This window comes from Mesorhizobium sp. M1A.F.Ca.IN.022.06.1.1 (genome assembly GCF_003952605.1).
Classification (GTDB): domain Bacteria; phylum Pseudomonadota; class Alphaproteobacteria; order Rhizobiales; family Rhizobiaceae; genus Mesorhizobium.
In genome coordinates, this window is sequence record NZ_CP034455.1 from 6015933 (window position 1) to 6041196 (window position 25264).

Here is a 25264-nt window from a genome sequence, read left to right on the forward strand (position 1 = left end):
TTCCCGCCAATTCGAAGATGGGACCTGCGTCAAACTGGAAGTGGATTCTAAAATGAAGAAGCGGAGCAATAGCCCCGCTTCAGTGTCTGATATGTGCCCCGCTCAGTGCAGGCGGCCGCTGGCGTGGGCCAGCATCGTGTAGACCTTGCCGGTGTCCGACGTGAGATAGGTTTGCGCCATGATGTTGTCGCGGTCGTTGCGCGACACATCCTTGAGCAGCTTCTCGAAATCGTCGCAGTAGCGGTCGACGGCGGCGCGGAACTCGGCCTCGGCCTGATACTTGCGGCGGATCTCGTCGAAGGTCTGCTGGCCCTTCAGCGTGTAGAGCCGGCGCGTGAACACGTCGCGCTCGCCGCGGCGGTAGCGGTTCCACAGCTCGATCGAGGCGTCATGGTCGATGGCGCGGGCGATGTCGACGGACAGCGAATTGAGCGATTCCATGACATGCAGCGGCGAACGCTGGGCAGGGGTCGCGCGCGGTGCTTCCGCGGGCGTCGGCGGCTTCAGCTCTTCCTCGCGCGAGGCGTTGGTCAGGAGATCGCGCACCCAGCCGCCCTGCTGCGTGCGGCCGTTCGGATCGCGGCGCGGCGCTTCCGCCGGGCGCTCGAGATCGAGGGTGCCGCGCAGCGTCGTCTCGCCGAGCGGTGCCTGCGGCGCCGGCGGGCGGCGCAGCGGCTGCTCGGCGGGGCGGGCGGGTGACTGCGGCGCGGGGCGCAGGGCGCGCGGCTCACCGGTCTCGCTGCTGCCGCTGCGGCCGGATTTCGCAACGATATCCGACAGTTCCTTGAGCGCGTTAATCTGCTCGGCGACGGCGCGGCGGATGGCCGAGGTCGATTCCTTGGCCTCCTCCGGCATCTCGATGACGCCTTTCTTGAGCTCGGCGCGGGTGAGGTCCAGCTCGCTCTTGATGGAGCCCGCAGTGCGCCGCATCTCCTCGGTCGCGTCGGCGAAGCGGCGCGTCGCCGAATCGACGACCTCGGCGATGGCGGTGCGAATCTTCTCCGCCGATTCCATCGTCCGGCCCTCGGCATTCTGCATCGTCTGGCCCACAAGAGTCTCGAAGGAGCGCATGACTTTCTCGAGGTCTTCCGACTTCTTGACCAGACCGACGGCGAGGTCTTCCAGCGACGACTGCCGCTCCAGTGTGTGCTCGAGATTGCTCTGCGCGGAGCTCAGCAGGTCCGAGGCGCTCGACAGCAGGCGGCTGTGCTCGTCGAACTTGGTCGCGATCGAGGCGACCTCGCGCAACGTCGCCGACGACAGATCGGTGAGCCGCGTCGTGTTGGAATCAACGAGGCGCGCCGAGCTGGCAAAGGTCTGGGCCGCCTTCTCGGTGGTCGCCGCGAAGCTCTGCGTGCTGCCGCTCAGGCGCTCCTCGACCTGGCCGAGATTGACGGCCGCCTGGTCGATCAGCTGACTGAGCTGCGCGCTGGAGGTGGTCATGCGGCCGATAAGGTCGGCAACGCTGTCGGCCAGCGTCGAGCGGGCGCCCTCGACCGCCGAGAGCGTCTCCGCGGTACGGTTGGCGAGCGCATTGACGAGGGCCGCGTTTTCGCTGCGCAGCTTCTCGGTCGCCTGTTCGGTGACCTCTTCCATCCTCTTTTGCAGCTCGGAGCCGCCCTGGGCGAAGCGCTCGACCAGCGGACGCGCCGTCTCGTCGAGAATCTTCGACATTTCGGCGGAGCGCGCCGCAAGCATGGTGTTGAGCTCGCGGGTGTTGGCGCCGATGGTCTTTGCCGCCTCGTTGGTGCTCTGGCCGATATGCTGGCCGACCGCGGTGAAGGTTTCCGCAATGACGTTGGCGCGCGAGATGAGCTGCGCCTCGGCGCTGGAGACCTGCTCGTTGAGCTTCTGACCCATCGTTTCGGCGCCATAGGCGAGCCGGTTCTCGACGCTCGCAACCTGCTCCTCGACACGGGCCGCGGCCGCAGCGGCGCTCGAGGCCAGGCGTTCGTCGGCACCGGCGAGCGCCTGCTCGATCTCACGGGCGTGGACGGCGAGTTCCTGGCCGGTCTGGCGGGCACGGTCGGCGACGCGCTGCTCGGTGGCGGCGAATGCGCCGACAATGGTGTCGGCATGTTCGCCGATGGTCGAGGTGCTGCTGGCGATGCGCGACACCAAACGGTTGTCGGCGTCGTCGAAGATGTGGGCAATTTCAGACGCCCGCGACGACAGCGCCTCCGAACCTTCGGCAATGCGCGAGATCAGATGCTGGTCGGCGGCGTCGAAGATGCGGCCGAGATCCGAAGCGCGGGCGGCCAGCGCTTCGGCCGATTCGGTGATGCGCATGCTGAGGCGCTCGTCCGCGCCCTCGAAGTTGCGCAGGATGTCGCCGGCGCGGGCTGCTAGCGACTGCGCCGTTTCGACCGCGCGGGCGACCAGTTTCTGGTCGGCGGCGTCGAAGGTGCCGGCGATCTCGCCGGCGCGGGCGGCGAGCTTGTCGGCGGTTTCCTCGGCACGGGCCATGAGCGCGTTGGACGCGTCATCGGCGCGGGCCATCAGCATACTCGAGGTGTCCTGCGCGCGCTCGTGCAGGCGGCGGTCGGCCTGCTCGAGGGCGTTGGCAATCTCTTCGGCCCTGGCGAGCAGCGCAGCCGAAGTCTGTTCGGCGCGTTCGGCGATCTTGCGATCGGCGTCGCTGAAGGCAGCGCCCGCCTGCTCGTGCAGCGTGCTGGTGATTTCCATCACCTTGTCGCGCAGCGCGCCGGCAACGAAGACTGCGGTCTTTTCGAGGACGCCGCGGACATTGTCGACGCCGGCCGAAAGCGCACGCTCCATGGTGCCGGCGCGTTCTTCGATGACGCCGGTCTGGCGGCTGAAGGCCTGCTCGATCTTCTCGACATCGGCAGCGATCGCCGCCGAGATGTCGCTGCTCTTGGCCGCGATCTGGTCGATATGGCCGGACACCGAACGGTCGACGTCCTTGCGCGCTTCGGCGAGCTTGACGAGGTCATCTTCCAGCGCGCGGGCCAGCATGTCGCGGCCTTCGGACAGCTTGCCGATGTGACCGGCGATGACGCCGTCGATCTCCGAGCGGCTTTCCGCCAGCTTCTGCAGATCGGATTCAAGCGCTCGCTTGAGGATGTCGCGACCTTCGGCGAGCTTTTCCACCTGGCCGGAGACCAGCCCGTCGATGCCGGCGCGGCTCTCGGCGAGCTTGGCGAGGTCGGCCTCGAGGGCGCGCGTGAGGACATCGCGGCCTTCCGCGAGCTTGTCCACCTGGGCGGCAACGAGGCCGTCGATCGAGGCGCGGCTTTCGGCGAGCTTGGCGAGGTCCGCTTCGAGCGCACGCTTGAGGATATCGCGGCCTTCGGCCAGCTTCTCCACCTGGCCAGCGACCAGACCATCGATCGAGGACCGGCTTTCGGCCAGCTTGGCGAGATCGTCCTCCAAGGCCTTGGACAGGGTCGAGCGGTCCTGGACCAGCCTGTCGGCGTGGGTCTGCATGAGGCCGCTGGCATTGGCCATGTCGGCATCCAGGACGCGCGACAGCTCGGCGCGATGGTCGGCGATCTTCTGCGAATGATCGACGATGGCGCTCTGGATGGTGTTGAGGTCCGCTTCCAGCGCGCGTTTGAGGATATCGCGGCCCTCGGCAAGCTTCTCGACCTGGCCGGCCACCAAGCCATCGATGCTGGAACGGCTCTCGGCCAGCTTGGCCAGATCGTCCTCGAGCGACTTCGACAGCACGGCGCGGTCCTGGACGAGCCTGTTCTGGTGATCGGAGATTGCGCCGCCGACGGTCTGCAGGTCGGCCTCCAGGGCCTGCGACAGCTGAGCGCGTTCCTCCTGCACCTTCTCGGAGTGTCCCGCAATGGCACCCCTGATGGTGTTGATGTCGGCTTCCAGGGCGCGCTTCAAGATATCGCGGCCTTCGGCGAGCTTCTCGACCTGGCCGGCGACCAGGCCGTCGATCGAGGCGCGGCTCTCGGCCAACTTGGCGAGATCGGATTCGAGCGTCTGGGACAGCAGGCTGCGGTCCTCGACAAGCCTGCCGGCGTGGCTGTCGATCAGGCTTCGGATTCCGCTCAGGTCGCTCTCCAGCGCGCGGCTGAGTTCACCCCTGTCCTCCGCGAGCTTGGCCGAATGGGTCTCGATCAGGTCCCTTATCCCGGCGATGTCGGTCTCCAGCGCCTTGGCGAGCACGGCGCGGCCCTCGGCGATCTTCTCGACCTGGCCGGCGACCAGGCCGTCGATCGAGGCGCGGCTGTCCGCCAGTTTGCCGAGATCGGCCTCCAGCGCGCGCGCCAGAATGTTGCGGCCCTCGGCCAGCTTGCCGACATGTCCAGCGACCATTTCGTCAATTATGGTGCGGGCTTGCACGAGTTTGCCGGAGTCTTCGTTCAGCGCCTGGGAGAGGCGGTTGCGACTCTCTTGGAGTTGCTCAAGATGGGCGCCGAGCGAGGCGTCGATGGCCGCGTGGGACTCGTTGACCTTGCGCAGGTCCTCTTCCAGCGCGCGAGAGATAAGGCTGCGGCCCTCGGCCAGTTTTTGGACCTGACTGGCCACGGCCTCATCGATGCCGGCGCGACTCTCGGCGAATTTCGCGAGGTCCTCCTGCATAGCGGCGGCCATACGGTTGCTGCTGTCGGAGAGCTTCCGGCTGTGGTCTTCGATGGCTTCGTCAATGCCGGCGCGAGCATCGGCGAGGCGCTGGATGTCGGAGTCGAAGGCGCGCGACACGACATGGCGGGCCGCCTCCATGCGTCCGGCGAAATCCGTGGCGCGGGCTTCGAGCATGGAAGAGGTCGACGAGATGATGTCGGCCATGTCGGCACCGATCTGGGTCTTGCCCTGATCGATCATCGACGACAGCTGGTCCTTGCTCTCGGCGAAGGTGTTGGCGATCTCGCGCGCACGTTCGACCAGAGTTTCGTTGATCTGGCGGGCACGCGCTTCGAGCGCGGCATTGAGCTTCTGGGTGCCGGTGTCGAGTGCTTCGGCGCGGGTCTGGAACTCGCTGATCAGCGCCTGGCCGCGCTCGGCCAGCGTCCGCTCGATGCCGCTGAGGCTTGCTTCGAACTCGGAGTTCAGTGTGCGGGCGGCGGCGCCGAGCAGCGAAACCATGCCGTTGGTGCGATCGTCAAGAAGATCGGTCAGCGAACGGGTAAGGCCGTCCGTGGTGTCGGTCAGCTTGGCGATGCGGGTGTCGAGCAGGCTGGCGAAGGCCTCGCCCGAGGTCGACAGGCGGTCGGTGATCGTGTCGAGCCGGGTTTCCACCGAATCGAAGATCGACAGCGAGCTCTCATTGATGCGATCGATCAGCGTGTCACCCGAATTGTTGATCGTCATCGACAGCTTGGTCGAGGCATTGAGGATCGAATCGCGGATGATATCGCTGGCGGCACCGATCTCGTCGCGCAGCGTCTCGTGCGCGCCGTGGATCGAAGCGCGCACGCGCTCGGCATGGCTAACGACAGCTTCGCGCTCGCTGCCCAGCCCGTCGACCAGCGAGCGGATACGCGCTTCGTTCTCGGAATAGGAGCGCTCGATCTGGTTGACTTCGCTGTGGACGAGGGTTTCGAGCTCGACGGCGCGGGCCAAAGTGCGCTCGATGCCTTCGCCCATGGCGGCGACCTCGCGGCGAACGGCCTGACCGATCATCATGACGCGGTCTTGGGCAAGGTTTTCCGGCTCGGCGAGTCGAAAGGCCACTTCGGTCATGGATTGCGCGGCGATGCGCATTTCCTGCGCGCGCCGGATCATGGCGGCGAAGGCCCAGAACAGGATGACTGGGATGATCGCCGCGACCGCCAGGCCGATCAGCTCGGGGCGGGCGAAGAACTGGTCGAGAGTGCGGATCTGCCAGATGCTCGGCCCGAACAGCAGGTTGGCGAGGCCGCCGGCGCCCGCGATCCAGGCGAGTGAAATGAACGCGATCACCCAGTAAACGGTGCTCGAAGCGCGCCGGTTGAGGCCATGCAGAAGCGTCCGGTAATCCTTTTGGCGATCGTCATTGGCCGGCGTGAAACCGGCAGGAGCCGGCGTAAAACCGTTCGGTTGCGAGGCGCGCGATTCGAGCGGGCGCAGTTCCGCCGGCTTCGGCTGGGGCGCCGCCTTCGCGGCCTGAGGCTCATTTGCCGGCTCGATTCTATGGCTGCGGCCTTCGCGCGCCAGTTCATCCGCGGCCGCCGAAATCTGGGCCTCGAGATCTTCCATCGACGCCGCCATGTCGAGCCCGCCTTCGTCGCCGTTCAGGTCAAGGTCAAGCGCTTTTTCCAGTTCCGCGGCCACGTCGCTCTCGAGAGATTTGGTCGTCGTCGGTTTCTTAGCCATGCCTTCGCTACCCTGTACTAGCTGCCGCGGGACTTATGATTTTGGCCTGATTCTGGCTTGTCTGGTCCCAGACAGGAGGCTGAAAATGGACGTTCGTATCGTAATGACACACACGGGTAAAGAAAACATGCATTCCCGGAGATACGTAAAACTTTAAATATAAGGTTAACGAGAGCGTGATTTGGCTGCCTCCGTGACAACATTTTTCCCCGGCAATCGTTAACCCGTTGGCGACGGGAATCCGCCTATTTTCGGGCCGCCGGCCGCCCTTTCTTGGAGTAGCAGTGCGTATGCGTGGCGAGATTGGTATTGCGTTTTCCATGCCCGGCGGGGACGTGTCGGGGACGGCAGGTTCGCGACCTGTGGATATGGCCCACCTTGCGCGGCAGACGATGGATGATCGCGCGCTCGAACAGGAGGTGCTGGCGCTGTTCGTGCAGCAGGCGCTTTCGGTGCGCGACAAGATCGTCGATGCCGATGCCAAGGAACGGGTGCTCCTTGCACACGGCCTGAAAGGCTCGGCCCGCGGCATCGGCGCCTTTGCCGTCGCCGAATGCGCTGCAGCCATTGAAAAGCAGCCTGAGGATGGTCGCATCCTGAGGAAGCTGGGCGTGCTGATCGATGAAGTGCGGGACTTCCTCGCCGCCATCAGCCGGTAGTCCTCCAGGGAGCACATCCAGAAAAAACGTCATGCGGTGGCGCTTTCGCGCCGCAGTTGACTTGTCCGGCGGAGTGATTATCTCGGCTGCGACTCCTCAGGTGACAAATGGCCAAGCTGACTTACATCGCCAATGACGGTACTCAATTCGACGTGGAGGCCGAGAACGGCTCGACCGTCATGGAAAACGCGATCCGCAACGCGGTGCCCGGCATCGAGGCCGAATGCGGCGGCGCCTGCGCCTGCGCGACCTGTCATGTCTATGTCGACGAGGCCTGGACGGGTGAGGTCGGCGAGCCGGAAGCGATGGAGGAGGACATGCTGGACTTCGCCTACGACGTCCGGCCCAACTCGCGCCTGTCCTGCCAGATCAAGGTGCGCGACGCGCTCGACGGGCTGGTCGTGCGCGTTCCCGAACGGCAGGGCTGAACCAAGTCTCCATTTCCAATTTTGCCGTGGCTGCTTGGCAGCGGGCCAATGCTCATGCACTGTCGCCAGCATTCCCAAAATGGGGCGGAGCTGATGACGGACACGATCAAGACGGACGTACTCATTGTCGGGGCAGGGCCGGTCGGCCTATTCGCCGTGTTCGAACTCGGGCTCTTCGACATGAAGTGCCATCTCATCGACATCCTCGACCGTCCCGGCGGGCAATGCGCCGAACTCTATCCGGAAAAGCCGATCTACGACATTCCCGGCTGGCCGATGATCACTGCGCAGGGTCTGGTCGACAAGCTGCTCGAACAGATCCATCCCTTCAAGCCGGACTTCACTTTCAACCGGATGGTCTCAAGCCTCGAAAAGCTCGAGGACGGCAGCTTCCGCGTCACCACGGACGAGGCTGAGGTGTTCGAAGCCAAGGTGGTGGTGATCGCCGCCGGCGGCGGCTCATTCCAGCCCAAGCGACCGCCCATCCCGGGCATCGAGAGCTACGAAGGCAAGAGCGTGTTCTATTCGGTCCGGCGCATGGAAGATTTCCGCGGCCACGATCTCGTCATCGTCGGAGGCGGCGATTCGGCGCTCGACTGGACGCTCAACCTGCAGCCGATCGCCGAAAGCGTGACACTTGTCCACCGGCGTCCGGAATTCCGGGCTGCGCCCGACAGCGTCAACAAGATGTACGCCATGCAGGAGATGAAAGAGCTGGAATTCCTGGTCGGTCAGGTGAGCGGGCTCGCAGGCGCCGACGGCCAGCTCTCGTCCGCCACCATCAAGGGTGGCCCGGATGGCGACATCGAGGTGCCATGTACGCGCATGCTGCCGTTCTTCGGCCTCACCATGAAACTCGGGCCGATCGCCGAATGGGGGCTGAACCTGCATGAGAACCTCATCCCGGTCGACACCGAGAAATTCCAGACGTCGGTTCCCGGCATCTTCGCCATCGGCGACATCAACTGGTATCCGGGCAAGCTGAAGCTGATCCTCTCAGGTTTCCATGAGGTCGCCCTGATGGCGCAGGCCGCAAAACGCATCGTCAGCCCGGGCGAGCGCATCGTCTTCCAGTACACGACCTCGTCGACCAGCCTGCAAAAGAAGCTCGGCGTCCACGATTGACGTGATCATTCGGCGAGCACGGGCGCTGCGTGCTCGTCCTTGCCGCGCAGCGGCTTTTCCGGCATCAGCGCCAGCGCGATCAATGCAAGAACAAGAGTGATGCCGGCGGTGAGGAAGATCATCACGAACGGCATTGCCGATGTCAGCTCGATATGCGTCTGCGAGCCCTCGGCGGCGAGCGGCAGGCCGTAGCCGAGCGCGACGGCGCCGAGCAGGGCGACGCCAAGCGCGCCGCCCAGTGTGCGCAGGAAGGTCAGGACGCCAGTCGCGACACCGAGATGGGCGCGATCGACCGCATTCTGTACCGAGACGGTGCTGACCGGGAAGGTCGTGCCACTGCCGAGGCCAATGAGGGTCGTCAGGATTTCGACTTCGAGCAGCGACGCGTGTGTCGCAATGGCACTCAGCACCCCGATGCACGCGATCGCCAAACTGACGCCGACCATGGCAATGCGCTTGTAGTGGACGAAGCGCGGGATCATGCGGCCGCTGAAAGTGGCACCGGCAACGGTGCCGAGCAGGAGACCCAGCATGGCGATGCCGGATTCACTGACCGAGAGCCCGACGACCGATTGCAGATAGACCGGCAGGTAAACCGACGCCCCGATATTTGCCGCCTGCAGCAGGAACATCGACAACGTGCCGGCGAGCACGATCCGGTTGCCCAGCACCTCGAGCGAGATCAAAGGCTCACTGGCCCTCAGCAGCCGCAGCGCGAACAACGCCCAGAACGCGGCCGAGCAGGCCACCAGCCCAAGGATTTCCGGCGAGAACCACGGATAGGTGCTGCCACCCCAGTTGAGCGCCAGAAGCAGCAGCGCCGTGGCGATCACCAAGAGCACTGCGCCCAGCCCGTCGATGCGGTGATGTTTTGCCGCGATCGGCAACTTCTTCAGCGGATTGTTGATGATGGCCATCGCCAGGAAGCCGATCGGCAGGTTGATCCAGAAGATCAACGACCAGTGGAGATGCTCTGCGAAGACACCGCCAAGCAGCGGGCCGGCGACGCTGGCCACCGCCCAGGTGCCGGAGATCCATGCGGCGTAGCGGGCCCGCTCGCGTGGCGGCACCAGATCGCCGATGACGGTTTGCGTCAGCGCGAAAAGGCCGCCACCGCCGGCCCCCTGGATCGCCCGGCCGATGACCAGCACCAGCATGTTGGGGGCCAGGGCGCTGACCAGCGATCCCAAAAGAAAGATCAGGATGGCGGCGTAGATGACCGGCCGGCGGCCGTAGACGTCGGAAATCTTGCCGTAGAGCGGCGCCATCGCGGTGGCCGTCAGCAGATAGCCGGTCACGATCCAGGGCAGGTATTCGGCGTGGCCGAGCGCGCGCGCGATGGTCGGCAAGGCAGGCGACACAATGGTCTGGTCAAGCGCCGCCAGAAGCATCGACAAGAGCACGCCGCCGATGATGGCGTTTTTCTCGCTCTCGCTGATCGACGGCGAGGCCGTTGTCCTCATCGTCGTGCGATTGTCGACGGTCTGGTCCATGCGTCACTCTTTCAAGGTCGGTGCGCCGTCGGCAAGAAGCAGCCGGTGCGGGGCGTCCTGCGCCCGTCATTCGTATCTCGGTTTCCAAAGTCCGCCGGACGGCAAACCCGATATATGTCGGTCGATATAGGCCGTTTTCGACCGATGCTCGAAAGTTTTCTGGAATCTGGCACCATTGTTTCGGCGGTGTTGGCTTTCGCCGGCACCACCGGTCAAATGGTCAAGCCGGCGGCAACCGCCCGCTTTGGGTGCGCTGCATCCGGTAGCGCAGGAGCCGGATGATTCGGCTCTCGAAATTGACGCTTTCGACGCGGTCGAACTGCACCTGGGCGCGATCGTGCTTGGCGAGGATGGCGGCCGAGATCTGGGCGGCCTGGGCCTTCGCGGCTTCGCAGGTCCTTTGCGGATAAGTCGCCTTCAGCGCGTCCTCGAGTTCGCGCGCGTGGTTCTTGGCGATCTCGACATGGCGCTCTTCGTGGCGCTTGATGTCGGCCGACAGCGTATCCCAGAACAGCCTGACCTGCGGATCCGCCTTGCGCGGGCGCCGCCATTCCGGGAGGATCACCTTGACCTTCACGGTCACCTGCGCGTTAGCGATCCGGCAGGAATTCGCGGTCTGCGCGTAGCTGACGCGGGTGGTGAAGGCCATCTGCGTTGCGCCCGGATGCCGGGAGCCGGTGCTCTTCACTTCCGGTCCGTTTTTCGTCAGCTGTTTTTCGATGTCGTCCAGCGTGCGGCCGCCGACGCTGAAATAGCTGTAGGTCTTCACCAGATTCGCCGCGGCGGCCGGCGTGGCGGCCAGCGTGAGCATCAGGGCGCAGAGCAGGGAACGGTTCATCATGTTGCCTCTTCACGCACCTTGCTTTACGGCCGTTGCCGGCGCAACGAAATTGATTTCGCGCGGATCACGCATGGTTGATGGACAATGACGACAAGGCGGTGGCAGCTCGCGCATGGACGCCATCTCGACCTCGGCCCCAAGTCGGTCGTGGTCGGCATCCTCAATGTCACGCCGGATAGTTTTTCCGACGGGGGATTGTTCATCGCGCCGGAGAAGGCGATAGCCCAGGCGCGCCGCATGGCGGAAGAGGGCGCGGCCATCATCGACATCGGCGGGGAATCGACGCGGCCCGGTTTTGCCCCGATCAGCGCCGAAGAAGAGCAGACGCGGGTGCTGCCGGTCATCGAGGCGCTCGCGGCATCGGGCGAGGCGCTGATTTCGGTCGACACCTATCGCGAGGACACCGCGCGGCGGGCCGTCGCTGCGGGGGCGCATATCGTCAACGATGTCTGGGGACTGCAGCGCGAGCCCGGCATCGCGAGAGTCGCGGCCGAGACCGGCGCCGGCCTCATCATTATGCATACCGGCCGTGAACGCCAGAAGCTGCCGGACGTGATCGAGGACCAGCTTCTGTTCCTCAGCAAATCGCTGGAGATCGCGCGCGCCAGCAATGTTGCCGAGGACCAGATCGTGCTCGACGCCGGTTTCGGCTTTGCCAAGGAAACGACGGAGGAAAATCTCGATCTGATGGCGCGGTTCTCCGAGCTTCAGGCGCTCGGCTTTCCGCTGATGGCGGGAACGTCGCGAAAGCGTTTTATCGGCGGCGTCACCGGGCGCGAGCCCGCTGAGCGCGCTGTCGGCACGGCGGCCACGAGCATCATTCTGCGGCTCAAGGGAGCCGATCTTTTTCGCGTCCACGATGTCGCAATCAACGTGGATGCGCTGGCGATGGCCGATGCTATGCTGGCGCGAGAAAAACTTTCTCCCGGACGCTGACGATGTATGTCATCCGCATGAAGAACTGCGCCTTCTTTGCCCGGCACGGCGTGCTGGACGAGGAGGAGACGCTCGGTCAGCGTTTTTATGTCGACGCCGAACTCATCGTCGAGCCCAGCCGGCCGCTGGAGGACGATTCGATCGAGGATACCGTCAATTACGGCATCGCCTTCGCGGTCATCGAGAAGATCGTCACCGGGCACCGGCGCTTCCTGATCGAGGCGCTGGCGCTGGAAGTGGCGAAGGCGCTGGCGGCGCGCTTTCCGCAGATCAGGAAAGCGGAAATTACGGTGCGCAAGCCGAACGCCCCGGTTCCGGGCGTGCTCGATCATGTCGAGGTGACAGTTGTCTGGCCCCAATAGCGCCGTCTACCTTAGCCTCGGCGGGAATCTCGGCGATCCGGCGAAATCCATGGCCGCGGCGCTGCGCATGCTGGACGGCGACGACAAGACGCGCGTCACCGCAGTTTCCTCGCTGTACCGGACGCCGCCGTGGGGCAAGCTCGACCAGCCGGATTTTCTTAATGCCTCGGCCGGCATCGAAACCGCGCGCTCGCCACGCGACCTGCTCGATCTCTGCCTGGATGTCGAGAGGCGCCTGAAGCGGGTGCGCGAGGAACGTTGGGGGCCGCGCCTGATCGACATCGACATTCTGGTGTTCGGTGACCGGGTGATCCACGAGACGGGTCTTGAGGTTCCCCACCCGCGCATGCTGGAGCGGGCCTTCGTGCTGGCGCCGCTGGCCGAGATCGCGCCCGATCTTGTGGTCGGCAACAAAAGCGTGTCGGAGCGGCTCGGCGCCGTCGATATTTCGGGGATCGAGCGGCTGCCGTCCGGCCGCGAGTGGTGGCTCGGCTGAGCCGTTTGTTTTCAAGCAATTTTCTGGGCGGAAAACCGCTACACTTCTGGAATTGGTCCGGCTATCAGCCGGAGAAACCGCCGCCCTCGAGAAACGTCTTTTCCTCGGGCGTCGTCTCGCGGCCGAGCATTTTGTTTCGATGCGGGAAGCGCCCGAAGCGCTGGATGATCTCCAGGTGCTCCTTGGCGTATTTGAGATAATCCGGCGCCCTGGCCGCTGTGAGTTCGAGCGAGCGTTCCTGATCCGCGAGCGACTCCGAATGCTCGAAGGGGAGATAGAGGAAGACACGAAGCGCTTCTTCGAGCTCGAGATCCTGACCGGCGGCGATCGCCAGGTCGGCGAAATGCCTGGCCAGCGGATCGGTCGCGTACATATGTCCGGTGCCGCGGAAGCAGTTGCGCGGAAACTGGTCGAGCAGGATCATCAACGCCAGCGATCCTTCGGCATGCTCGCTCCAGGCGTCGCATTCGCGCCGGGCGGCGGCGTGGTGCAGCTCGAGGAAGCAGTCGCGGAAACCCGAGTCGAACGCGTCGTTCTTTTCGAACCAGGCGTCCTCGCCGGCATCGCGCCAGAATTTGGTGACGGCAAGCGCCCGAGGGTCGAGTTCTGCCATGCGTTGCTCCTCAGCTCTTCGTCTCTGCCTTGTTCAGCACGCCGGCCGTCTCTTCGTTCAGCGCCCGGCCGGCGCGGCGCGGCTGCGCGAGCGGGGTCGGGATCGGCGTGCCGATATTGCCTTTGAGAAAGCGCTGGCCGGCGCGGATACCTTCGGCGAGCTGTGTCTCGATGCGAGCTGTGTCGCGGCGGCGAACTTCCTCGATCACCTCGGCTACCTCCTCCGGATCGACGCCCAGCGCTTCCAGGGCCGAGCCGCCGAAGACCAGCGCCGATTCAAAGGTCTCGCGCAACTGATAGTCGACGCCGGCGCGGATGAGTTGCAGCGCGGTGCCGCGGTCGAAGGCACGCGCCAGGATAGTAACCAGCGGGAATTCCGCCTTGATCAATTGCGCGATGCGCACGGCCACGTCCGGTTTGTCGACGCAGATCAGCACGGCGCGCGCGCGGCCAGCGCCCGCCGCACGCAGGATGTCGAGCCGCGTGCCGTCGCCGTAATAGACCTTGAAGCCGAAATCGGCCGCCGCCTGGATCATCTCGACCTCATTGTCGATGATCGAGACGTCGAGGCCGCGCAAAAGCAGCGGCTGGCTGGCGATCTGGCCGAAGCGGCCGAAGCCGATGATCAGCACGCTGCCGGTTAGCCCGTCGGCGATGTCGACGCCTTCCAGCGATTGCTCGTCGCGCGGGGTGAGGTAGCGCAGTGCCAAGATAGCCACGGGCGTCAGCACCATGGAGATGATGACGATTGCGGTCAGCGTGGAATTGGCCTGGCCGTCGATGATGCCGACGACGGCGGCCGAGGAATAGAGCACAAAGGCGAATTCGCCGCCCTGCGCCATGACGACGGCGCGCTCGAGCGCCTCGCGATGGCCGCTCTTGAGCATACGCGCGACCAGATAGATGCCGAGCCCCTTCATGACCATATAGGCGACGACATAAATGGCGACTAGGCGCCAGTTCTGGGCGACGACGCCAAGGTCGAGCGACATGCCGACGGCAAGAAAGAACAGGCCGAGCAGGATGCCGCGAAACGGCTCGATATCGGCTTCGAGCTGGTGGCGGAAGGTCGATTCGGAGAGCAGCACGCCGGCGAGGAACGCACCCATCGCCATCGACAAACCGGAAAGCTGCATGGCTAGCGCCGACCCAAGCACCACCAGCAGGGCGGCGGCCGTCATCACTTCGCGGGCGCGGGCATCGGCCAGGATGCGGAAGAGCGGGTTGAGCAGATAGCGACCGGCCACGACGAGGCCGACGATCGCCGCGATCCCGATCCCCACTTCGGTCAAGCGCTCAGACATGCTGGTCTCCGCGCCCCCCGGCGCCAGGAACGCCACCAGCGCCAGAAGTGGCACGATCATCAGGTCTTCGAGCAGAAGGATCGAGACGATGCGCTGCCCTTTGGGCGCGGCGATCTCGCCGCGCTCCTCGAGCAGTTGCATGACGATCGCGGTCGAGGTCAGCACGAAGCCGGCGCCGGCGACGAAGGATTGCGCGATCGGAAAGCCTCCGGCCAGGCCGACAAGCGTCAACAGAACGGCGCAGACGCCAACCTGCAGCGCGCCGAGACCAAAGATTTCCCGGCGCAGGCCCCAGAGTCGCGACGGCTGCATTTCCAGGCCGATGATGAACAGGAACATGACGACGCCAAGCTCGGCGACGTGAAGGATGGCTTCCGATTCGGAAAAAATGCGGAGGCCGAACGGCCCGATGACCACACCGGCAGCGAGATAGCCGAGGATGGAGCCCAGCCCGATGCGCTTGAAGATCGGCACGGCGATCACGCCGGCAGCGAGCAGCGCCACTACCTGTACGAGATCGCTGCCCGATGCTTCAGCCGCCATGACTACCGTCCTTTCGTTTCAGCACTCCTTGCATGCAGCGGGAGTGCGAGGCAAGGGCAGGGGCCTGGCAGGAAGAGCAGGGGTGTCGGCCCGAAAACGAACGTGTGCCGTCAGGCAAACTCCCGCTGCAGCTTCGTACACAAGTTTACGGAGCCCGGTCGTTGCGCGCCGCCACAATCAAAGGTTAAGGCCGGTAGGCTTTGGCTATGGAGCTTCAGCCATTGGAGGGCAGCGGCGATGGGCCGCTGCCTTTTTTTGAGGAGATGACTGACATGAAGAAGTTTTTGCTCGTTGCCGTTGGCGTTGCGGCGCTGGCCGTTTCGGCCTGTTCGAAGGGACCGGAGTGCACACAGGAGATCGCCGCCAAGAAGGCGCAGGACATGGCTGCCGCGCTTCAGGAAGCAATCACCAAGGATCCGAGCAAGGCGGCTGATCTGACGGCCAAGGTGCAGGCCGTGACGACGAAATATCAGAATGCCACGACGCTGGACGAAGCCTGCAAGGCATATGACGAAGTGACTGCCGCCATCAAGGGTTGAGCCAAGTCAAAACGAAAGAAGGCGGTGGCCATTGGCTGCCGCCTTTTGTCTTCCTCGATCGCCTTTGCTCAGTTCTTCGCGATCGAGCCGACTTCGACCGTGTCGACCCGCTTTAGGCTCATGCCGATGACCGGCACCAGCTGCTTGTCGACGCGCACGGCGACCGTCACGGTCATCGAATTGTCGTCGGGAACGCGCGCCTGCATGACGCCGTTCAACTGATTGCGGTTAATGGTGAAGACGACCTTTTGGGGATCGACGACATTGCCGCCGACAATGTCCATGCCGTTGCCGGTCGAGCCGCCCATGAAAGTGCCTTTGTAGCCATCCCGGCCCCGGCGTTCGACCGTCGCCGACATCTTCTGGGTGAAGACGCCGACCCGGCAGTCGCCGTCCAGCGTCATGCCGACCTTGCCGTCTGGCGTGGAACCGTTGAAATTGCAGGTGAATTTCGTGCCCTTGTATTTGCCGGCGATGATTTCGCCGGGGCCGACCCATTTGCCTTCGACCGAGCGGAAAAACTGCTTGTCAGCCTCTGCTCCAAAGGCCCTTTCGACGAGGCCGAGCGGTACGGCGGCCGCAACCGTTGCGGTCATGACGCAGGACAAGATTACGCTTCTCATTGACAACACCCGGCACGAACGAGTCTGCTGTTGGAACCAGAGTGACCATGAAGAAGATTGGTTAATGCTTCGTCACTGGCGACCGTTTCTGCATTTACCTTACTGCTCGCTTCGGCCATCCTTTCGCGTCGCGAACGAGGTCAATGCCGAGAGGAAATCGCCTAGCCCCGGTCGCTTTACCGCAATGAACGGCAGCGGGCGCGTCGTTTCCATCGCCGCGATGCCAATGCGCGCCGTCATCATGCCGTTGACGACGCCTTCACCAAGCTTTGCCGAGAGCTTCGCGGCAAGGCCGTGGCCGACGATCTGCTGCACGAAACTGTCGCCGACGGCGATCGAGCCGGTCACCGCGAGATGGGCAAGCACACCGCGCGCCAGGCGGAAGAAGCCCAGCGTGCCGGGACGGCCGCCATAAAGTTCCGACAGGCGCCGGATCAACCTGCCGGCTTCGAACACGACATAGGCGACGTCGACCAACGCGCGCGGGCTGACCGCCGTCACTAGCGAGACGCGCTTCGCGGCCTCCAGGATCATCATCTTGGCGCGGGCATCGAGCGGCGACAGAATCTCGGTCTCGGCGAGCCGCACCAGATTGGCGCCATCGATGATCTCGCCTCGCAATTCGGCGAGCGAGCGGCGGCCGGCCGCGGTCTCCGGTTTTGCCGCGACGAAGGCGGAAAGCTCGTCGACCAGAGCGCGCGCGGCCTTGGGGTCGTCGCGCGCCACCGCATCCACGGCCCGTCGCTGTAGTTTCTCGACCTCAGCGAGGCGTGCGATGGCGAGGAACTCGCGGATCAGGACGATCAGCAGCGACAAAAGCGCGATGGCCGCCATGCCGGCCGCCAGCCAGCCCAGCCATTCGGCGCGCGCGAAAAGATCACGGATGAGCTGATCCGTCCACAGGCCCACCGCGAGCGAGACAAGCACGCCGAAAGCTCCGAAAAACAGGCGTGCCAGCAGCGAGCGCCTCCTTGGAGCGGTCGCCGGTGGCGGCGGGGCCTGCTCGATATCCGGCTGGTCGAAAACGTCGATCTCCGAGGGAATGACCACGGCGACATCGGCCCTGGCGGCGCGTGGCCTGCGCACGGGCTGTTCGGCGCCACGCTTCTGCGGCGCCTCGTGCCTTGGCGCGGGCTCGGGCTCGATGCGGAAGGCCGCCGGTTTGCGGGGCGGATTCATGCCAAACGATCTCCGATCAGGAACTGAAGCGCGCGGTCGAGGCGAATATGCGGCAAAGACAGCGTGACGCCTTCGGCCGTCCGCTCGAGCTTCGGCGGACGAAAGCGCACGAAACGGATCGCATTGTTTTCCGCCTGCTGCCCGGAAACGTCGAACACGGGATCGACCTTTTCCGGCAAGTCACCGGGAAATATGGCTGTTTCGGCTTTGCCGTCGAATGTCTCGCCGTTGATCTTCTCGCCTTTCAAGGGCGTGCCGATGATCACCGGCAATGTCTCGCGGCCTTGCTTCACGGTGCCCTCGCGGGTCGAGCGCACCGCCGCCATGGCGACCACATCGACATCGGCGCCGCTGAAATTGGCCCGCGCCACCGCCCGGTCGGCCAGGCGGCGCACGATCGCCTGCAGCCGGTCATGGCTTTCGTGGTGCAACTGGTCGGCTTTGGTCGCCGCCACCAGGATGCGGTCGATGCGCCTCGAAAACAGGTCGGTGACGAAATTGCCCCGCCCGGGTCGGAAGCAGGAGAGGATTTCGGTGACGGCCCGTTCGAGGTCGGCCATGGCGGCCGGGCCGGCGTTGAGCGCCTGCATGGCGTCTATCAGCACGATCTGGCGGTCGAGACGGGTGATATGCTCGCGAAAGAACGGTTTTACGACATGGGTCTTGTAGGCTTCGTAGCGGCGCTCCATCATCGCCTGCAGCGATCCGGGGCGGCGCCGTTCCGACAATTTCATCAGCGGCGCGAAGGTCAGCGCCGGCGAGCCTTCGAGATCGCCCGGCATCAGGAAACGACCCGGCGGCAGCGTCGACAGCGCACGTTCGTCGAGCTTGCAGGCCGTGAGATAGGCGGCGAAGCTTTCGGCGAGACGGCGCGCCGTCATCTCGTCCGCGTCGGCGTCCGGATCGACTGAGGAGGCCAGCTCCTGCCACGCCTGTGACAGGTCGGAGCGGACCGGCAGGGCGGCCAGCTCCACCGCCTCGCGCGAAAAATCGGCGAAAGATTTACCGAGCAGCGGCAGGTCAAGCAGCCATTCGCCGGGATAATCGACGATGTCGATCGACAGCTTTCCGGCCGAAAACAGCCGGTTCCAGCCGGAGGCCGACTCGTATTCGATGGTCAGCCTCAGCTCTGAAATCGCGCGCGTCGAATCCGGCCAGACACGGTCGTCGACCAGGGCCGCGACATGGTCCTCGTACTGGAAGCGCGGGACGGCGTCGTCCGGCTGCTCCTCGAGCAAGGCGCGGGCGATGCGGCCCGATTTTTGCGCTTCGAACAGCGGCAGCCGCCCGCCATGGATAAGGTTATGGACGAGAGCGGAAATGAACACCGTCTTGCCGGCGCGGGAGAGGCCGGTGACGCCCAGTCGCAGGGATGGGGAGAAGAGCCCGGCGGCCCGGCCCGACAACGTGTCGAGCGCAATCCTCGCCTCGTCGGTGAAAGTGGTCAGCGATGATGCCAAATCTGCCTCTGGGTCGCCCGTCAGGGCCCGATATAGGCCTTGGGCAAGGCGTTTGAAATGGTGTCAGAGATCGGCGGGACTGAGAAAGGCCTCGAGATAACCACGGCCTTGGCCTGCTTCACCGAGATTGCCGGGAAAACGCACGACGGCGAGTCCGGAAGTGGGAAAGCCGTGGTTGAGCATGCCTCGCGCGGTCTCATCGCCCGACACCGCCATGGCCAGGTCCTCGGTCATCGGATTGTGGCCGATCACCAGCAATGAGCCGGCCCCGCCGTTCTTACGAATGATTTCGAGGTAACCGGCGGCATCTTCGCTGTAGAGTGTGTCGAAGAACAGCACCCGGCCGGTGTCGGTGCGGCCCGCAAGGCCTTCCAGGGTCTGCCGTGCTCGCTTGGCGTTGGAGCAGAGCGTGACATCCGGCACGTAGTCCCGGGCCCGCATGGCGTCACCCATCGCCTCAGCGTCGGCCATGCCCGATTCGTCGAGCGGACGATCGAAGTCACGAACACCGGGCAGCGCCCATCCGGCTTTGGCATGCCTCAACAGATAAAGTCTGCTCAACCGGCTCCCCCTTTATGTTGAATACGCTGAGCGTTTTGGCGATTAGTCACCAGAACGGTGTCGTGCACAATGGCATAGGACGCGCAACCGCGCCGAATCGCTGATGATTTCGATCCCGACCGTTGAGAAATGGCCGCCGCGAATGCCTGCTGCTGCGAAGACTAACAAATGCGTGAAACTGTTATTGTTTCCGCTTGTGCAGCCCCTTGTCCGCGAATATATAGGCGCCAAATTTGGGGTTGTTGGGTGAGTCGAATGAACGACATCGTTACCGCCGATTACGTACCCTCCGAAGACGAGCCGTTCATGAACGAACGGCAGAAATCATACTTCCGCCAGAAGCTTATCACATGGAAGAATGACATCCTTCGCGAAGCGCGTGAAACACTCGAAATCCTCCAGCAAGAAAACGCCAACCATCCCGACCTAGCCGACCGCGCCTCTTCCGAAACCGACCGAGCCATCGAACTGCGCGCCCGCGATCGCCAGCGCAAGCTGATCTCGAAAATCGACTCCGCGCTGCAGCGGATCGACGAAGGCACCTATGGCTATTGCGAGGAAACCGGCGAGCCGATCGCGCTGAAGCGGCTCGACGCCCGCCCGATCGCGACGCTGTCGATCGAGGCGCAGGAGCGCCACGAACGCCGCGAGAAGGTCTACCGCGACGACTGACGCCGGTTGGGACAGACGCAGGTTTTGCGAAAATGGCCGGATCTTTCCGGCCATCAGACTGCTGACGAACCCCGTCGATTTTCGGCGGGGTTTTGTTTTGCAGATTGATTGCGCTTGGGAAATTGGTGGCGGGAGCGGATGTCAGGAGGCCGCCGACGCAGATTTGGCCTCAGGCGAGGACCGGTTTGGGCTTTGGCCAGAGGCTGATTGCGATCTTTTTCATGTTCTGGGCGGCGGCTGCGATCAGGCACTGGCAGGCGACGCGGGTTCGCCCTCGGAAGCGGGCGTAGCGATGGCCGAACAGCTGCTTGGCATCGGCGAAGGATCGCTCGACCGTCTCCTTGCGACGCCGGTAGATGGCCTTGCCCCAAGCCGTGAGCCGGTTGGCATCGACGCGCTCGCGTTGATCCTGCCAGACATGGCGTGTGATGGTGCGCTCGGCCTTGGCGTTTGAGGTGCAGGAGGCCAGCAGCGGACAGTCGCGGCAGATGGCCGGATCGCTTCTGTAATGACGATACCCGCCGCGATCGGTGCTGGCGTAGGTGAGCAACTGGCCCTGCGGACAACGATAGCCGTCCCGATCCGGTTCATGGACGAAGGCGCTCTTCCTCATCTTGCCGGGCCTTGGCGGGGTCGGGTTGCGATAGCCGATGACGCCCCGGATGTTCCTGTCCTCCAGCCCCTTGGCGATGCCTGGCGTGGCATAGCCGGCATCCAGCCCCGCCGCCGCCACAACGAAGCCGAAGCGCTCCACCTGGCGGTCGAGCCGGCCAAGATAGACGATCGAGTCATGCATGTTGGCCGGCGTGGCGAAGGTATCGGTGATGATGCCGCAACGACCGTCCACCGTGCGGTGATCGAGATAGAAGAAGCCCTTCGGCTTGCCCTCGCGCACCATGTAGCCGGCCTCCGGATCGGCGCGCGAGACCTTGGTCTGCTTGACCGGCGGCTTGCGCTCTTTCTGCTTCAGCGGCTTCTGACCGTGCAGCGCCCGTTCCGTCTCGATGGCGCGGTCGAGCTCGCCCCAGTAGTCGGCACGCGACTTGGCGACCATGGCAAGGTCGTATTTGCCCTTGTTGGCGTTGGCCTTCAGGTGCGTGCTGTCGGTATACAGCACCGTCCCGTCCACCAGCCCCGCAAGGATCGCCTGCTCCACGATGCGGTCGAAGATCGCCTGCGCGATCGTCTCGTCCTGGTAGCGCCGACGACGGTTCTGCGACAGCGTCGAGGCGTCGAACACCTTGTCGGTCAGCTTCAGCCGCAGGAACCAGCGGTAGGCGACATTGACCTCGATCTCGCGCACCAATTGCCGCTCCGAGCGCACTCCGAACAGGTAGCCGATGAACAGCGCCTTGAACATCAAGGTCGGGTCCAGCGGCGGGCGGCCATTGTCGGCGCAGTACAATGGCGCCGTCAGACCGTGGATGAACGAGAAGTCGATCGATCGATCGATCTTGCGCAACAGATGATCGGCCGGAACCAGCTGATCCAACGTCACCATCTCAAGCGCGGTCTGTTCAGGGGCGGGTCGCTTCAACATGACCCAGTGAATCAAAAACCCCGGCAAACGCCAGGGGTTTGTCAGCAGTCTGATGGCCGGATCTTTCCGGCCATTTTCTTTTTTGAGCGGCAATCCTTTGGGGGTCAGCGTTTGTGGCTGGCCAGCTCGCCGAGAAGCTTGGTCATCTCGTCATCGAGCGAGGGCTTCGCCGCCGGCTTGCTTGCCGGTTTGGAATGGGACTCCTCCAACGATGCCTCGAGCTCGTGCATCAGTGTGTCGTCGATCGAGTCGTTGGAGGGCTGCGGCGGGGCCTGCCGGCCAGTGCCATTCGTCCCATACGCAGGGAGCGGCATGACTTTCGCGGCCGGGGGAGGCGGTACCGGCGGCTTTGCCGGAGGGGGCGCCGCGCGCGGGCGCGACACGGGCTCGCTCACGGGAGCCGGCGCCGGTGCGGTCGGCTGCCTGGCCGGGGCGGGTGCGGGCTGAGGCGCCCGCGGGCGCGGCGCGGCGGCCTGCTGCTGGCCGCTGTCTCCGGTCAGCGCCGGACGGCGAGGTGCTGCCAGCCTTATGTCTCGTTCGACCACGACATCAGTCGGGCCGCCGATCAGGATGAGGTGTTCGATATCGTCGCGCCGCACCAGCACCAGCCGGCGGTGGCTGTCGACAGCGGTGGCGTCCATGACGGCGAGCCGTGTCTTGCGATTCCGGCCCCCGGCAACGAAGGTGCCGAAAGTCAGGTTGCGGACTACCTTGATGACGAGCAGGACCACGACCAGCAGAACAAGGGCCGCGAACGTCCATAGAATTGCAGCGACGTAACCCGGCCCCGCTACGCTATCCAGCCACTGCAGCATCGGTGCACCCAATCGCCTTTGAAGTGACGCGACACTAGACCTTAGGGACTAGCCTCCGCAAGGCGACATCACCCATCGTGAACAGTTTGAAACATGAATCGTTGATTTTATCGGACATTTGCCGTCCGGGCCTTTTCCGCTACAGGAGAATGTGATTCAACCGGCCGTTCGCGGGTGTCGGGGCATCGGAATCACGAGCAGGGGGCACATGGCCAAGGAAACGCGCGGCGATTTCTATCCGGTACCGATCGTCGACCAAAACACGCGTCCGGGCGCCATCGCCAGGCTCATCATCTTCATCGTCGTTTTGACCGGCGCGGCGGTCGTTTTTGGGTTGTTCCGCGAGCGCCTCGGCGATCCGTTCCTGCTCGGCATGCTTGGCGTGCTCGCCATGATCGGCGTCGGCTTTCTGTTCGCGACGGCGATCGGCTTCGTGCAGATCGCCCCGCGTTCAACCGGCGACGAGTTGTCCAAAGCGTTCGTCGATTCAATGTCGCAAGGCCTCCTGGTCACCGACACCAAGGGTCGCGTAATCTACGCCAACCGGGCCTATGCCGAGATGACGGGGGCCGCTTCGGCGGCGGACCTCAAGACGGTCGAGGGGCTGCTTTCGGACGTCCCCGAGGCTTCAATGACCATCTACCGGCTGGCGTCCGGCCTGCGCGACGGCCAGGCTGGCGACGGTGAATTTCGCCTGGCGCAGTCGATCAAGCCTGGGGCCGAGCCGGGCGCGCGCTGGTACCGCGTCCGTGCCCGCGCCTTCAATGTGCCGGGCCAGCGGCTGCCGATGCTTGCCTGGCAGATCGCAGACATCTCGCAGGAGCGGGCGGAACAGGAGCGTTTCTTCCTCGACCTGCAAAAGGCGATAGACCATCTCGACCACGCGCCCGCAGGCTTCTTCTCGGCCGACCAGGAAGGCCGCGTTACTTATATCAATGCGACGCTTGCCGAATGGCTAGGCATCGACCTTGCCAGCTTCACCCCGGGCGCGGTCACGCTGCCGGAGATCGTCGCCGGCGACGGCATGGCGCTCGTCCGCTCGGTCAAGGCTGATCCCGGCGCCACGCGCAACGCCGTCATCGACCTTGATCTGACGACAATGAGCGGCCAGGCACTGCCGGTCCGCTTCATGCACCGCGTTTCGGCAAGCCGCGAAGGAGTGAACGGGCCGACGCGCACCATCGTGCTCAACCGCACCCAGGGAGAGGACGCGTCCGCCGACCTGCGCGCCTCGGAGGTGCGCTTCACGCGTTTCTTCAACTCGACGCCGATGGCGATAGCCGGCGTCGATGCCGGCGGGCGCATCCTGCGCACCAATGCGCCGTTCCTGTCGCTGTTTTCGTCCGTCGTCGACCGAGACGCTGTCGACCGGCGCGTGCGTTTCGAAAGCGTGGTGCATGAACGCGACCGGCCGGCCTTCGCTGCCGCCTTCGAGAAGGCGCGGCAGCGGCAGGCCAATATCGAGCCGATCGACTCGTTGCTGCCCGGGCATGAGGAGCGCCACATCCGCTTCTACGTGAATGCCGTCGCCGACGGCGCCGGTAGCGAGGGTGCGGAGGAATCGGCCATCGTCTACGCCGTCGAGACTACCGAGCAGAAGGCGCTCGAGGGCCAGATGGCGCAGAGCCAGAAGATGCAGGCGGTCGGCCAGCTTGCCGGCGGCATCGCGCACGACTTCAACAACGTGCTCACCGCCATCATCATGGCGTCGGACCTCCTGCTCACCAACCACCGGCCGTCGGACCCGTCCTTCCCCGACATCATGAACATCAAGCAGAACGCCAACCGGGCGGCGTCGCTTGTTAGGCAGTTGCTGGCCTTCTCGCGCAAGCAGACCCTGCGGCCGGAAGTTCTCAACCTGACCGATGTGCTTGCCGATCTGCGCATGCTGCTTGCCCGCCTGGTGGGCAACGATATCAGGCTGAAGATCGACCACGGGCGCGATCTGTGGCCGGTCAAGGTCGACATCGGCCAATTCGAGCAGGTGGTGGTTAATCTCGCCGTCAACGCGCGAGATGCGATGCCCACCGGCGGCGATCTTACCGTGCGCACCCGCAACGTCATGGCCGAGGAGTGCAAATCGTTCCCGTATCGCGAGCTTATCCCGGCCGATTATGTGCTGGTCGAGGTCGAGGACACGGGCAGCGGCATCGCGCCGGAGGTGCTGAAGAAGATCTTCGAGCCGTTCTTCACCACAAAGGAGGTCGGCAAGGGAACGGGCCTTGGCCTCTCGATGGTGTATGGCATCATCAAGCAGACCGGCGGCTTCATCTACTGCGATTCCGAAGTCGGCAAGGGCACGGTGTTCCGGATCTTCCTGCCGCGTCACGTGACGGAGGTGAAGAAGGCGAGCGAATCTGCCGACACTGCGGCGGCGGCAGCTCCAGCCAAGCCGGCCGACACTGCGAAGGACCTCTCAGGTTCGGCGACCGTGCTTCTGGTCGAGGACGAGGACGCCGTTCGCATGGGCGGCGTGAGGGCGCTGACTTCGCGCGGCTACACCGTTCACGAGGCTTCCTCCGGCGTCGAGGCGCTGGAGGTCTTCGAGGCACTCGGCGGCAAGGTCGACATCGTCGTGTCCGATGTGGTGATGCCGGAAATGGACGGGCCGACGCTGCTCGGCGAATTGCGCAAGCGCCAGCCGGACATAAAATTCGTCTTCGTTTCCGGCTATGCCGAGGACGCCTTTGCCAAAAACCTGCCGGCCGACGCGCATTTCGGCTTCCTGCCCAAACCATTCTCGCTCAAGCAACTGGCGACGATCGTCAAAGACGTGCTGGAATCTTAAAGCGCATCGGTG

General features: G+C 64.4%; 20 protein-coding genes. 9 read left to right on the plus strand and 11 right to left on the minus strand.

Going from position 1 to position 25264, the window contains the following annotated elements; genetic code table 11:
• Positions 1-102 precede the first annotated feature (102 nt).
• A complete protein-coding gene (locus EJ078_RS28600) occupies positions 103-6276 on the minus strand; it encodes a kinesin (RefSeq protein WP_127847348.1) in 6174 nt (2057 codons plus the stop codon).
• Positions 6277-6566: 290 nt separating this feature from the next.
• Between EJ078_RS28600 and EJ078_RS28605 the strand changes: the two genes are divergently transcribed.
• From EJ078_RS28605 to EJ078_RS28615, 3 genes are all read left to right on the plus strand, one after another.
• Positions 6567-6935: an Hpt domain-containing protein gene (locus EJ078_RS28605; RefSeq protein WP_208720970.1), complete on the plus strand. Its 369-nt coding sequence runs from the start codon at positions 6567-6569 to the stop codon at positions 6933-6935.
• 107 nt (positions 6936-7042) lie between these two features.
• A complete protein-coding gene (locus EJ078_RS28610) occupies positions 7043-7363 on the plus strand; it encodes a 2Fe-2S iron-sulfur cluster-binding protein (protein ID WP_066992377.1) in 321 nt (106 codons plus the stop codon).
• Between the two features lie 93 nt (positions 7364-7456).
• A complete protein-coding gene (locus EJ078_RS28615; protein WP_208720971.1) occupies positions 7457-8488 on the plus strand; it encodes an NAD(P)/FAD-dependent oxidoreductase in 1032 nt (343 codons plus the stop codon).
• A gap of 5 nt (positions 8489-8493) precedes the next feature.
• On the opposite strand, the gene EJ078_RS28620 is transcribed toward EJ078_RS28615, so the two are convergent.
• Both EJ078_RS28620 and EJ078_RS28625 read right to left on the minus strand, forming a co-directional pair.
• Positions 8494-9981 carry an MDR family MFS transporter gene (locus EJ078_RS28620; RefSeq protein ID WP_067319716.1) on the minus strand — a complete coding sequence of 496 codons (1488 nt, stop codon included), beginning with the start codon at positions 9979-9981 and terminating at the stop codon, positions 8494-8496.
• A 220-nt stretch (positions 9982-10201) separates the two neighbouring features.
• The gene (locus EJ078_RS28625) at positions 10202-10822 is read right to left on the minus strand and encodes a DUF922 domain-containing protein (RefSeq protein ID WP_067319718.1); all 621 of its coding nucleotides are present in this window, start codon (positions 10820-10822) and stop codon (positions 10202-10204) included.
• Positions 10823-10906: 84 nt separating this feature from the next.
• Between EJ078_RS28625 and folP the strand changes: the two genes are divergently transcribed.
• Genes folP through folK form a run of 3 tightly spaced genes read left to right on the plus strand, consistent with a single transcriptional unit; the run spans position 10907 to position 12616 of the window.
• The gene (folP, locus tag EJ078_RS28630; protein ID WP_127324935.1) at positions 10907-11758 is read left to right on the plus strand and encodes a dihydropteroate synthase; all 852 of its coding nucleotides are present in this window, start codon (positions 10907-10909) and stop codon (positions 11756-11758) included.
• Between the two features lie 2 nt (positions 11759-11760).
• Entirely contained in the window at positions 11761-12120 is a 360-nt protein-coding gene (gene folB / locus EJ078_RS28635; protein ID WP_127216234.1) for a dihydroneopterin aldolase, read from the plus strand.
• Entirely contained in the window at positions 12104-12616 is a 513-nt protein-coding gene (gene folK / locus EJ078_RS28640) for a 2-amino-4-hydroxy-6-hydroxymethyldihydropteridine diphosphokinase (protein WP_127216235.1), read from the plus strand. The genes folB and folK overlap by 17 nt, the downstream gene beginning before the upstream one ends.
• 64 nt (positions 12617-12680) lie before the next feature.
• On the opposite strand, the gene EJ078_RS28645 is transcribed toward folK, so the two are convergent.
• Both EJ078_RS28645 and EJ078_RS28650 read right to left on the minus strand, forming a co-directional pair.
• Positions 12681-13229 carry a DUF924 family protein gene (locus EJ078_RS28645; protein WP_127216236.1) on the minus strand — a complete coding sequence of 183 codons (549 nt, stop codon included), beginning with the start codon at positions 13227-13229 and terminating at the stop codon, positions 12681-12683.
• A gap of 10 nt (positions 13230-13239) precedes the next feature.
• The gene (locus tag EJ078_RS28650) at positions 13240-15075 is read right to left on the minus strand and encodes a monovalent cation:proton antiporter-2 (CPA2) family protein (protein WP_127216849.1); all 1836 of its coding nucleotides are present in this window, start codon (positions 15073-15075) and stop codon (positions 13240-13242) included.
• A gap of 221 nt (positions 15076-15296) precedes the next feature.
• On the opposite strand from EJ078_RS28650, the gene EJ078_RS28655 reads away from it, so the two are divergent.
• Complete coding sequence (locus EJ078_RS28655; protein WP_245433041.1) at positions 15297-15614, plus strand: hypothetical protein; 318 nt, start codon at positions 15297-15299, stop codon at positions 15612-15614.
• 68 nt (positions 15615-15682) lie between these two features.
• Here EJ078_RS28655 and EJ078_RS28660 read toward each other — a convergent pair whose 3' ends face one another.
• The 4 genes from EJ078_RS28660 to EJ078_RS28675 form a co-directional block, all read right to left on the minus strand.
• A complete protein-coding gene (locus EJ078_RS28660; protein WP_245299552.1) occupies positions 15683-16210 on the minus strand; it encodes a hypothetical protein in 528 nt (175 codons plus the stop codon).
• Between the two features lie 126 nt (positions 16211-16336).
• On the minus strand, positions 16337-17416 hold the full coding sequence (locus EJ078_RS28665; RefSeq protein WP_095825310.1) for a TIGR01620 family protein: 1080 nt from the start codon (positions 17414-17416) through the stop codon (positions 16337-16339).
• Complete coding sequence (locus tag EJ078_RS28670) at positions 17413-18876, minus strand: YcjX family protein (RefSeq protein WP_095825311.1); 1464 nt, start codon at positions 18874-18876, stop codon at positions 17413-17415. Before EJ078_RS28670 ends, EJ078_RS28665 begins: the two co-directional genes overlap by 4 nt.
• 63 nt (positions 18877-18939) lie before the next feature.
• A complete protein-coding gene (locus tag EJ078_RS28675) occupies positions 18940-19437 on the minus strand; it encodes a histidine phosphatase family protein (protein ID WP_208720972.1) in 498 nt (165 codons plus the stop codon).
• A 255-nt stretch (positions 19438-19692) separates the two neighbouring features.
• Between EJ078_RS28675 and dksA the strand changes: the two genes are divergently transcribed.
• Positions 19693-20109: an RNA polymerase-binding protein DksA gene (gene dksA / locus EJ078_RS28680; RefSeq protein ID WP_040972254.1), complete on the plus strand. Its 417-nt coding sequence runs from the start codon at positions 19693-19695 to the stop codon at positions 20107-20109.
• Between the two features lie 169 nt (positions 20110-20278).
• Here the strand turns inward: dksA and EJ078_RS28685 are convergent, their stop codons facing one another.
• Together EJ078_RS28685 and EJ078_RS28690 are read right to left on the minus strand one after the other, a co-directional pair.
• Entirely contained in the window at positions 20279-21649 is a 1371-nt protein-coding gene (locus EJ078_RS28685; RefSeq protein ID WP_127217539.1) for an IS1182 family transposase, read from the minus strand.
• A 104-nt stretch (positions 21650-21753) separates the two neighbouring features.
• Positions 21754-22464 carry a flagellar biosynthetic protein FliO gene (locus EJ078_RS28690; RefSeq protein WP_067319739.1) on the minus strand — a complete coding sequence of 237 codons (711 nt, stop codon included), beginning with the start codon at positions 22462-22464 and terminating at the stop codon, positions 21754-21756.
• A 208-nt stretch (positions 22465-22672) separates the two neighbouring features.
• On the opposite strand from EJ078_RS28690, the gene EJ078_RS28695 reads away from it, so the two are divergent.
• A complete protein-coding gene (locus EJ078_RS28695; protein WP_127217076.1) occupies positions 22673-25252 on the plus strand; it encodes a PAS domain-containing sensor histidine kinase in 2580 nt (859 codons plus the stop codon).
• Positions 25253-25264: the final 12 nt, after the last annotated feature.